Source organism: Leptolyngbya sp. 'hensonii', assembly GCF_001939115.1.
Classification (GTDB): domain Bacteria; phylum Cyanobacteriota; class Cyanobacteriia.
In genome coordinates this window covers 260170-271458 of sequence record NZ_MQTZ01000042.1, presented here as the reverse complement: position 1 = coordinate 271458, position 11289 = coordinate 260170, and the positions used below count along the sequence as shown (strand labels likewise).

Sequence of the window (11289 nt, the reverse complement as noted above, 5' to 3'; positions counted from 1 at the left end):
CCTGATTGGGGGGACTAGCGGACGCGCACCTGGTAACTGCCAGTAAAGCTGGCACTAGGACTGAGGGGCTGGGTTGCCGTCCAGCGAATCTGGGTGTAGGCAGACGGAGGAGCAGGCTGGGTCTGAACCTTACCATTGGCCAACCTGACCTGAATCGTGGGAGTCTCCACAAAAGTCTTGCCGTTGTCCGTGCTGTAGGTAATCTTGACGGGAATGGGTGCACTGCCCGTGGCAGAGTAGGGCAGATAAACCATCTGGCGGGGAATCGGCTGGGTCACAGCCAGATTTTTCACCGCCCGATCGCTGGTATTTTTCCCTGTGAAGCTATAACGCAGGGTATCCCCGGGCTGAACCGTGACATTGCCCTGCAGCGGTTGCCAGGCAATCTGCTGCTTGCCCTGGGTATCCCGCACCACCATTTGTTTTTCCACCAGCAGTTGCAAATCCACCTGAGCAGGTTTTTGACTGACGATCGGGGCTCCATTGCCCGTGCCACTCACCTGAAAGGGGGCAGCAGCAAGGCTAGTCGAGCCATTGATCCAGAAGACTGCTGTTAAAACCGTAACCAAACCTGAGCCAAGGATAATGTGTCGTTGCATGGGAATGGATTAAAAGGAATGCAATGGATTAAGGCCAATACCGTAGAGGGGTGATCAAGTAGAAGCGTTGCAGGCAACGCCTCTACTTCAACGGCAATTAATTCACCCGACGGCGGAAAGTGAATTGCCCCGATGCGCCAGGGGCCAGAGTGCCCGATACCGAGTCCCGGTAGCCCGTGGTCGCCGCCCCCGGATCCACCGCATTACCCCCACCTGGAGCCGCCGGAATCGGAGCCGTAAAATAGGTAATCACCCCGCCCGGATCAGCCGCTGAATTGGTGATATTGATCGTGAATTGGGCCCAGTTATTGGGAGCCGCCGTGCCATCCTCCGTAATCACCAGATTGTTGGCATTCAGCAGCACATTACCGCTGGCCGCACCGGTACTGGCCGTCGAGATATTGACGTAAGTAATCCGGTATTGAATAATCTGATTCGGCTGAGGCTGGACCGTAGCCACCTGCGTCGCATCCAGAGGATTCGCCGGGAAATCCTGCAGGACCGTAACCCCATCTGCCGCCAAAATCCGGAATTGTTTCACCAGACGAACAAAGCCGGTGTAAGCCCGATCGATCGTCAAGTTAAAGACAGGCTCTGAAGCCGGATCAAACTGACCCGGGTTGATACCGCTGTCGATAAAGCTGACGATCGGCACCGGAAAGGCCGTCGTTTGGCCGACCGTGGGCAGGTTGACTGCAACCGTATAGTTCTGGGAAACACCTGGAGCCAGGGTGGCGATCGTCACCGGTGCATCGGTGGTGGTAAAGGTGGTGCCGTTGTAAGTGTAGGTGGCGGTCTGTGCCCCCAGGGTAATGGTGACGGTGGTGCCTGCCGGGAGATCGGTGTTGGCTCCAAACCCACCGGCTGTGGCTGCAGCAGCTTCGCCTGGGGCGATCGGTTTCAGCACCACATTGCTCAGGTTGCTGGTATTACTGGGAGGATTCTGAACCGTATTCGTGAAGACAATGGGGGCCGGATCGTAGGTTCCGGCATTACCCGCCGGGGTATCCGTTGCCGTCTTGTTTGTAAAGTCGTCCTGCTGGTTGGTCGGCCCTGTGGCTCCCGGTTGGCCCTGGGGACCATTGAGAATGCTGCCGGGGGGTGAAATCACCACCACGTTATCTTCCCCGCCTGCTCCCTGGCCCGTGTTGTTGTTGCTGTTGTCCGTGCCCTGGGTGGTAGGGTTGGCAACGCCCGTATCTGTTACCGGGTTAAAGGCAGCACCAGGAGCGCTGCCGTCAAAGTTATTCGGGTTCTGGTCCCCGGATTCGTCGTAGACGATCGTGTTGGCGGCATCGCCCTGGGTTTCCCCAAATGCCTGGGCAATGTTCGCGACTTGGCCCCCCGTGGTCAGGTTCGTCGTCACCACCCGGAAGCGGAACCCATTGGCATCTGTTTCGGTGGTGGAACCGGGTGGCAGGGTGCCCCCATTGGCATCCGCAGCGGTACCCGCAGGCAGGTTGAGGATGAAACCCACACGGCGGATAGTGGCGGCAGCAGGTTGGGCGGTTTGCCACTGGGCGGCGATCGCGTTACCCGGGGCCGTAGTGCTGTACACCACCTGCCAGTTAGGCGGAGCCACCGGGGTGAAACCGGGGTCAAAGACTGTGCCTGCCGGGATGACATCAGACACCAGAATCCGGGTGACAGTGTTGCCGTTGACCGTGATCGCGGTACCTTCCAGGGTACCCACGGTGAAGCTGTTCCCAGGGGGCGGGCTGGAGGGAATGCGCAGATCTAACCGGTAGGTCACCTGGTCGTCTGTGGTAGCCGTACCCCCTGGACTGTAGGTGGCCATGGTTTTCAGGACAGTAGCCAAGGCTTGAGTGGTGACGGCAATGCCCAGAGTAGTGGCGTTCAGGGCACTGGCTTCCCGTTGACCGTTAACCGGGGTGGCACCCGTATTCACGGTTCGGACATCCGTGTTTACACCAGTACTGGCCTGGTTCTGGGTCGCCGCTGAGTTATCGTTGGGAGGGGTGTCTCCTAACCGAACCGAGACGGGAGCCCCAGCGGTGTTAGCGGTCACCGTACCCGTGACCCGCACCCGAATGCTGGCATCGGCGGCGATCGGGGTTGTGGTGGTAAAGTCGGTGCCTGGGGTGAAGGTGGTCTCAAAGGTACCGTTGTTGTCCAGGTCAGCTTGAATCGTGGTGATGGTCAGGCCCTGGGTCGTAATGTTGTTAGAACCGGGAATGAAGAGGTTGGTCGCGTCGTTCCCCACGTTTGTCACGAGGAAGTCGAAGCTCACCGTATCCCCTGTGGACACGCTACCGCCATTGGCATCTAAAATTCCGGCGGGGACGTTGGTCAGACCGGCGACTTCAGCCACCGTGATCGTGACCGTGTTGGAAGTGGTATTGATCTGTACGCCTGGATTGGTGGAGTCTTCGTAGGTAGCGGTGGCCCGGTTGTTGATCTGGGTGCCCGCCGGAGCTCCGATCGCCAGCACCGGCAGGGCGAGCTGGAAGAGACCCCCTGTGAGCAGGGCAGTCGAGATCAGGGCCGGATAGGACGGGTGAAAAGAACGGTTAGAATGCCGGGTCGTACTCATTGGAATGCTTTTACCTGAATAAGAATGCTGAAGTAAGGGGATACATGGGGCTCATTGGGGAGTGGGCAAGCTGCAATACTGAGTTCAATTTCTGATCCCAAGAACAGCTCAGAAGATAGGGTGGATGAGGTTGAAATTAGACCTCCTGTCGCCAAAGATCTTGCCGAATCAGGGATTCAGTGATAACCCAAATAGATATTCAGTAATACCAACTAGAGTGTTTCAGTACTATCAACTAGGCATTGAGAGTATTTTTTAATGCCATCTAGATGTTAACTCCAAATCTAAGGGAAAAAAATAAAAAACTTGTGTACAGGCTGGTGCTGTTTGAACCCTGTTGTCCGTGAAACGATCGGGAAGGGGTCCTGTAGGATGGGACTGGCCCCTATCCCTAACGATTCATGACCTTTGTTCTGACCAATGATGATGGAATCGACGCGCCAGGAATTAAGGCCCTGTATCAGGCCCTGCAGGACTATGGGGTGGATCATGAGGCGAATGAGGTAATCGTGGTGGCTCCCCAGGAGCATCATTCCGGCTGTGGACACCAGGTTACGACCTCCCACCCCATCCAGATTCATCCCCGATCGCAGCAGGAGTTTGCGATCGGGGGAACCCCAGCAGATTGCACCCGTGTTGCCCTCAGTCACCTCTGTTCGGAGGTGGATTGGGTGCTGTCTGGCATCAATGCAGGTGGAAATCTGGGTGCTGATACTTATATCTCTGGGACCGTTGCTGCGGTGCGGGAAGCTGCCCTCCATGGCATTCCGGGAATTGCCATCTCCCATTACCGCAAAGGCAAACGTCCCATCCATTGGGAGACGGCTGCTCGCTGGACTGCAACGGTGGTCAACCAGCTCCTGCGTCTGCCCCTGGACCCAGGGAGCTTCTGGAACGTGAATTTGCCCCATCTGGAACCGGATGATCCGGATCCGGAGCTGGTGTTTTGCCCGCTTTCGACCCAGCCTCTGCCCGTGAATTACCGGGTCGAGGGGGATCAATTGATTTATGTGGGGGACTATGCCCAGAGATCGCGGGAACCCGGGAGTGATGTGGATGTTTGCTTCTCAGGCCAGATTGCAGTGACTAAAATTCAGCTCTAAAAAAATGGGATTTTGAGCGGGAAATCTGCGGTCAGGGAAGAATAAAGAGGAAGCCATCTAAAAAATTTGACTCTTGTTTTCCATCTCCCCCGCCTGAATCTATGGTGAAAAGCAATACTCTGAAACCGGTCCAGCCTCAACGATCTCCAGCCAGTCTGGTTGCCCTGTGGTCAGCCCGTCAGCGTCAACTTGCGGCCATGGCTGTGTCTCTCTCCTTGCTGGCGGGCTGCGGAGCTGCACCTGTCCTCCAGGATTTAGACTCCCTGGCCCAAACCAACAAACCAGAGGATGATGCGACGGTCAAAATGACCTACTACACCATCACCGGATCGACAGCGCAAGAACTGCGTGAGCAGATGAATGCGGTGGGGCCAACTGATAGCAATGCCAATCGCCGCTTTGATGCCAGAACAGACTGGTATGTTCGCTGGAACTATCGCTATGAATCCAGAGGGGGAAATTGCCAGATCACGACAGCCCAGGTGAAGACGGAGGTGACCATCCTGATGCCGCAATGGCATCCGTCGAGTGAAGTATCCCAAGCCCTGGTGCAGCGATGGCAGCGTTATATTACAGCCCTGAAAGCCCATGAGGATGGCCACAAAGATCACGGGCTGAATGCAGGCCGGGAGATTTTAAGCAAACTACAGGGGTTTTCGGCCTATCCCACCTGTCCAGAATTGGAAAGTGCTGCCAATCAGGCGGCCCGATCGATCATCCAGCGCTATAACCAGAAAGATATTACCTACGATCAGACCACCGGTCACGGAGCCAGCCAGGGGGCTACTTTCCCTTAACTACGTTGATGGTATGCAGAGAACTCAGACAATCCCCCATCTCCCCTTCCACCATCCGATCGAGCGTCAAAGTAGTTTCTGAGACACCTATTGCACGGAGATATATGATAGGTTCGATTCCCAGGGATACGGAAGTTTCCCAAGCAGTGATTTCGACCTGCATGCCGCTAGTTCAATCCTCTCACTACTCCGTAGACCCATATGTACCGATTTCAGGTCAGAGCGCACACGCAGATAGGGGAAGCGATCGGGATTTTGGGCTCCACTGCCCAACTGGGTGCATGGGATGTGACCAAGTGTGTGCGGCTCCGTACCCGTTCAGACCAGTACCCCTTGTGGTGGGTTGATCTCGATCCGACCCTGGGGATTGCTGCCGCCGACCTCCCTACCAGCCTTGAATACAAGTACGTCCGCCTGCTCGCTGATGACACTCTAGACTGGGAAACCCAGGCCCACAACCGCTCCGTCCCCTTTGAACTCAACCATCAGGGAAACATGCTGGTGGTCGATGACGGGATGTTTGGCATTGTGCGTCCCCATCCTTACGGATATTTGGCTAATCCAGTCCCTCGGACTCCTCTGCCCCAAACCCCCCAGGGGCTGAAAATCATCATCATTGGGAGTTCTGTCGCTTTAGGCTGCAATGCCTGGTTGTTGAAAGGTTGGGCCTATCTTCTGGAACAAGCACTGCATAACCAGTTCGGACATCAGGTCGTCAATCTGTCGGAAATTGGGGCCAATGTCAGTCGAACGATTGATCGCTTTCCCCTCACGATCGCGCCCGAAAACCCCGATATCGTCATCGTATCCCTCTCCCTGGGCAATGAGGGACTGGCCCACTGTGCCCCCCACGATCGACGTGCTGTACAACGGCGCTTCGAAAGTGGCCTGCAGCAACTGGTGAAGATGATTCGAGAATTAGGGGCAATGCCCATGCTGGGTGGGGTCTATCCCAATGGCGATTACGGCCCCGAACACCACTGGTTATTGCGGGACACCCACAACCGCATGTTGAGCTGGGGCGTGCCCATTTTCGACTGGTTGGGGGTTCTGGATGACGGACAGGGGCGCTGGCAGGATGGACTTGCCATTGATCCGGCTCATCCCAATTCAGCAGGCCATCGACGCATGTTTGAGGCGATCGATCAGCAACTGTTCCAGATCGATACCCATCGCATGGCCCAGGAGAAACGCCTTCCTTACCAGAAATTGGAAGTCCCAATCTACTCCGATCACAAAGACTTTCACCTCTTTGTCTGCAACGAAGAGCGTTGCCTGCGAATTATCAATACCTCCAAATATCCCTACACCCTACACCCCGACTGGCAGGATTTGCAAACTGCCCTGCAAGAACGGGCCAAATTGGTACCGGGTCTGTATGTCCCTGCCAATGGCAGCGACCTCTCTTTCGCCGTTGACGATCGTGGCACGATCACTTCAGTCGTTGAAATTCCTCCCGCCTCTGACATTGAATATAGTGCGGCCTGCAACTTCTTCGCCCCCAGTCACTCCGAGATCTTGTACTATGACGGCAATGTAGGACTCTTGCAAGAGAGCGATCGTCTGCTGCGGGTGATCAACGAATCCGATCAGGAATACAACATCCATCCCATGTGGCAGGAAGTTCGCACGGCGCTCCAGGCAATGCCCCATGGCGTCTATGATGACCCCACCCGTCCAGACGCACCATTTAGCACGTTGTTAATTGGCAAACATGGCCTGGAAAGCCGGGTCAAAGCCGCGCCCCATTCCTCCATTCTTTTCCAATTCAAGTGCCCCCTTTCAGACATCAGTCGTGTGGCGATCCTGCCCCTTGGCGATCGCTGTGCGATTCGCATGCTTCTGTACAAACTGGAGTACGATGGTCCGGCTTTCCCCTTCGACCTGACCCGCACCACCAAAGTCAGTGATGTGGCTGATGCGATCGCCAGCAATTTCTACGACATGTGGAATCCAGCCCTCCTGCACTACAACCATGACCATCGACGGGTCTATCACACTCGCTGGTCCGGACTTTCCTTCGCGCACGAAGTGGAAGAGAGTGATGATCCGGTCAATCATATGCAACCCGTCTATGACCGCATGCGGGTTCGCTATTCTGCCCGTGCGGGTCGGTTCTGGTACACCCTGCGCCATTGCGATAAAGTCCTCTTTGTTCGTACAGGAATTGCCGATCGGGGCAGCATCATTGATCTGGCCAGCAAGTTAGAAAGCCGCTGCCAGGGAAAACCCTGGCGATTACTCGTCATCTCTCCCCAGTCTTCCGATGAATTTGCCGATCTTCCCAATGTGGTGCATTACGACCAGGAATTTAATCCCGATCGCATGTATGAGGACCTCGGATACTGGATGTATTGCACGGACATCATGCGGGAAATTCTAGATTCTCTGGGGGTCTCCAGTAAAAACCTCTTCTGGTGCCCGCCCAATCTGCCCAAAGAAGAATGGGAGCCCATCAGTTGAAGCCTTTCGCTTCTGGGGGATTATTGCATCCTAACAGCTAACCTGACACGAAGGGGGGGGTTGCGGCGGCATAACGGCTTGGGCTTCAGCGGGGGTAAGAGTCTTCGAGTCAACACCAGAGTATTGAGGCCATCCGCCGCAAGCGAATTGTTATACAGCCCAACTTGTACTGGAGCCACAGTTTCATCTTGACGAGCATTATTCTCCCCTTCTCGTTACCTGTAAATCAAGCCATTTGGGTATCCAGCAAAACTCTAGCCTGACATTTCAAGAAAAGAATCCAGAAAATAGTTGACAATGTCAGATACGTCGGTTAGCTTTGGGGTATCAAATAACTCCGAGAGGCGGAGGTTGTCATGCCCGATGGAGATATTGTCCATAGCAGACTCAGGCGGCTTTATCAAAAACCGTACAAGTGGCTATGTGAAGGAACTGCAACTAGCGATGAATGTGCAAGGGCTGTGCTGGAGAAACTCAAGCAAGATATCAAAGCTAAAGGTGATCTCCCCATCTTGTTGGCTCAGGCAATGGCGGCTAGTGTTGCACAAATAATTAGCAATCTTGAAGGATCTAGGGAAAGCGACTTTGCCAAACTTAGTGTGGAATTCGAAAATCTAGTTCAGCAGGCAGATGGATCACCCTACATCAAAGAGTTGATACTACGCGCAGGTAAGGGTGATCTCAACGACCTTAGAAGTGGACGAGAAGTAGATATCACCCATACTTCAGAGGCTATTTGGAGACGATTCAGTAAGGGTGGAAAGGAAACGCTATGGCTAACAACATTCTCGACAATATTGATTTACGAAAATTAGGAGAACTCCTACAACAAGCGCGGAAGAAGAGTGGGCTGACCCAAGCTGATGCGGCTAAGGTTATTGACGCTGCACGCACTACCATTGTTGCCATAGAAAAGGGAGAGCGGCGTCTTAAGCCGAATGAATTAATAAAATTAGCTCGTGCTTACGGGCAAGCTGTCAGCGATTTCGTTCGTTCCAGTCCTGTCACTGAGCCATTTGAGGTTCAGTTCCGCGCTGCTTATCAGCGAAATGAACAGGAAGAAGCACGAATCACTCCAATTATTGAGCGGTTTGAGGAACTGTGTCGCAACTATTTGGAGCTTGAAAAGATAATGGATGCTCCAATTCCACGTAACTACCCTCAGGAATATGACGTGGCTAATATGCAGATCGAAGCAGCGGCGGAAAGTATTGCGATCTCAGAGCGTCAGCGGCTTGGATTGGGTGATGGTCCTATCCCAATGCTGCGAGGCATCTTAGAGCAGAGTGTAGGGATTAGGGTATTTTACCTAAATATGCCAGCAAAATATTCAGAAATTTACAGCTACGATGAACAGCTTGGTGGCTGTATGGCAATAAACCTGGGGCACTACGAAGAACGGCGGCGTTGGTCTATGGCTCATGGTTATCTCCATTTTTTGGCTCATAGACGAAAGCCTGTTGTTGATTTTGAGGGACAGTACCAAAGAGTACCAGAGAGTGAACGCTTAGCTGAAGCTTTCCCAAAATATTTCCTAATGCCTACAAGTGGCTTGCTGAGTCGATTTAATGATATGTATCGGACTCATGGCAAGTTTACTCCAACTAATTTGTTTACCCTTGCTCATTATTATGGAGTGTCGATCGAAGCCCTTGGTTATCGGTTGGAAGATATGAAACTTATCCCGTCCGGAACTTTGGATCGTTTGCGAGATCGAGGATTGAAGGTTAGGAAGGTACAGCAAGAGTTAGGTTTAGAGGAAATCGATCAGCGGGATAATGTACTTCCTATTCATTATCAACACCTTGCTATTGAAGCTTTGGATCAAGGACTTATTACTGAAGGACGCTTTGCAGATTTCCTTGGTGTCGATCGCTTAGAAGCCCGACGCATAGCAGAAGCACTACGTGAACATTCCAGCGGGATGCTGGAAGAATCTGCTTATCTAGATTTGCGCCAGGCGTAAGACATTGGGAGATAGGTTATGGAAATCAAACACTCCCATATAGTTCTTGATGCCTGTTGTGTCTTGAACTTCTGTGCCTCTGGGCATTTGATTGAGATTATACAGTCCATACCAGCTCAAGTCGTAGTTACTGAAGTCGTTAGAGCAAGAGAATTGCTAACTCTCCGACGCTTGGCAGACGCAAATAACGAGGATATAAACCAGTTTGAAGCAGCTATGGAAAAGGGGCTACTTGCAGTTGCAGATTTTACTTCTGAGAGTGAGGAAGAAACCTTTGTAAACTATGTTTTTGAGCTGGGAGATGATGGTGAATCAGCGACCTGTGCAATTGCAGTTCACCGAGAATGGGCGATCGCTACCGATGATAAGAAAGCAAGTTCATTTTTTCAACGGGAAGCACCTAACCTGCAAATCCTATCGACTCTAGCAATAGTCAAGCATTGGTCAGAGGCAGAGAATGTTTCTTCTGCTACTTTACGATCTGTACTTACCGCCATACGAACCAGAGGACGCTACATCCCTCACCGCAACCATCCTTTACTCGGCTGGTGGGAGGATATGATGCGATGAACTCGAAACTGCAAGTAAGTTCATCTAATCCACTTGAATCCGCCAAACTTAGAGCAATCCAGCAATCTCCTACCTCTGATTCGTTGGGATAACATTGCTTCTGTTTTTTTGTACAAATGACCATAGCTCATCAGCACTCACTTCTGTCGTTGTGACCTGCTCAAGTCAGTCATTATGAACTAGCTGAGCCTTGCTGCTAGCTGAGCGGACAATGCTGACAACGGTATTGTACGCCAGTCCTGTAATTCGGCTAATGCCTCTCAAACTTGTTCCTTCGCTGTGAGCTTGGAGTACTTGTTGGATTTGCTCTGGACTCACGTGGCGATAGTAGTAAAGGGTGTCAAAACTTTCAGAAAAAGTTTGTTTGCACTCAGGACAGAAGTAGCGCTGATGACCGTTAGGCATCTTGCCGTGTTTATGAGTCTTAGAATGACCGCAGAGCTTACATTCCATAGTTTTAAGGAGTGAGCTGTTATCTGCTCATTTTACCAGACCCACATTGTTTTGATGCACCACCAGATTAACTTTCGACTGCCATCCATTGCGGATGAGTCACAGCTCAATGAAGCCAATTTTAGCTATACTGGCTGAACTCAGCAGAATTAGTAGCATCAGAAGTTTGTGAATCAGGGATTTCGAGAACTTAAGGCACTTAATTAATGAGCATTCAATTTAGTGGCACGTTGACCGAACAGCAATTTAATCGCTTTCAGCAATGTTGTATGCCAGCCCTTTTAAGGTGGATCTTAAAAGGCTTTCCCTGGTTCTGGCTTGGATTTGCTCTAATAAAAGTGCTAAGTCTCTCTGGCTACATTACAAGTTTTGGATTGGCTTTTGATATTTTTTTGTTTGTGTATTTTCTTGTGGTTATACCAAAACTCAGAGAGCGCCAGATCAAACGAGCATGGCAAAGCAACAAGCTGATTCAAGGAGAAATATCTGGAGTCGTTGATCAAGAACGTATTGTTTGGAGTCATGCCTATGGTGAGTTGAGGTGCCCCTGGGAAATAATACTAAAGTATCGAGAAGTAGCCGATATTTTTCTGCTTTATACCTCTCTCAATCAAGCTATTTTATTGCCACGTAGTTTTTTTCAATCTGACGCAGATTGGCACCAATTCAGGCAGCTCGTTGCCGAGAAACTGCCAAAGAAATAGAGTCAAACCAGATCAGGCTTTATCGTTTCAAGGTATGACATTGCTCCCAGTCCCCTGATTGATAGACAACTGGGCAATGA

At 52.0% G+C, this 11289-nt stretch carries 9 protein-coding genes and 1 pseudogene; 7 read left to right on the top strand and 3 right to left on the bottom strand.

From position 1 onward, the window contains the following. Positions 1–14: 14 nt before the first annotated feature. Entirely contained in the window at positions 15–599 is a 585-nt protein-coding gene (locus BST81_RS15385) for a DUF11 domain-containing protein (RefSeq protein ID WP_075599381.1), read from the bottom strand. Between the two features lie 97 nt (positions 600–696). Then, entirely contained in the window at positions 697–3153 is a 2457-nt protein-coding gene (locus BST81_RS15380) for a hypothetical protein (RefSeq protein WP_075599380.1), read from the bottom strand. Between the two features lie 401 nt (positions 3154–3554). Here BST81_RS15380 and surE point away from each other — a divergent pair, with 401 nt between their 5' ends. The 6 genes from surE to BST81_RS15350 all read left to right on the top strand — a co-directional run bounded on the left by surE (position 3555) and on the right by BST81_RS15350 (position 10052). After that, positions 3555–4256 (top strand): 5'/3'-nucleotidase SurE, encoded by a 702-nt coding sequence (surE, locus tag BST81_RS15375; RefSeq protein WP_075599379.1) that lies wholly within the window; start codon positions 3555–3557, stop codon positions 4254–4256. 101 nt (positions 4257–4357) lie between these two features. Then, complete coding sequence (locus tag BST81_RS15370; RefSeq protein ID WP_083636888.1) at positions 4358–5053, top strand: DUF922 domain-containing Zn-dependent protease; 696 nt, start codon at positions 4358–4360, stop codon at positions 5051–5053. A gap of 201 nt (positions 5054–5254) precedes the next feature. Then, positions 5255–7516 carry a DUF1796 family putative cysteine peptidase gene (locus BST81_RS15365; RefSeq protein WP_075599378.1) on the top strand — a complete coding sequence of 754 codons (2262 nt, stop codon included), beginning with the start codon at positions 5255–5257 and terminating at the stop codon, positions 7514–7516. Positions 7517–7872: 356 nt separating this feature from the next. After that, positions 7873–8331 (top strand): hypothetical protein, encoded by a 459-nt coding sequence (locus BST81_RS15360; protein ID WP_075599377.1) that lies wholly within the window; start codon positions 7873–7875, stop codon positions 8329–8331. Beyond that, positions 8289–9482 carry an XRE family transcriptional regulator gene (locus BST81_RS15355; RefSeq protein ID WP_075599376.1) on the top strand — a complete coding sequence of 398 codons (1194 nt, stop codon included), beginning with the start codon at positions 8289–8291 and terminating at the stop codon, positions 9480–9482. Before BST81_RS15360 ends, BST81_RS15355 begins: the two co-directional genes overlap by 43 nt. 18 nt (positions 9483–9500) lie before the next feature. Beyond that, positions 9501–10052, top strand: a complete 552-nt coding sequence (locus tag BST81_RS15350) for a hypothetical protein (protein WP_075599375.1) — start codon at positions 9501–9503, stop codon at positions 10050–10052. A 25-nt stretch (positions 10053–10077) separates the two neighbouring features. On the opposite strand, the pseudogene BST81_RS28875 reads toward BST81_RS15350, so the two are convergent. Then, positions 10078–10505 (bottom strand): annotated as a pseudogene (locus BST81_RS28875) (IS1 family transposase); the annotation flags it as partial. Between the two features lie 206 nt (positions 10506–10711). On the opposite strand from BST81_RS28875, the gene BST81_RS15335 reads away from it, so the two are divergent. Further along, complete coding sequence (locus BST81_RS15335; RefSeq protein ID WP_075599373.1) at positions 10712–11209, top strand: YcxB family protein; 498 nt, start codon at positions 10712–10714, stop codon at positions 11207–11209. The last annotated feature ends 80 nt before the right edge of the window (positions 11210–11289 follow it).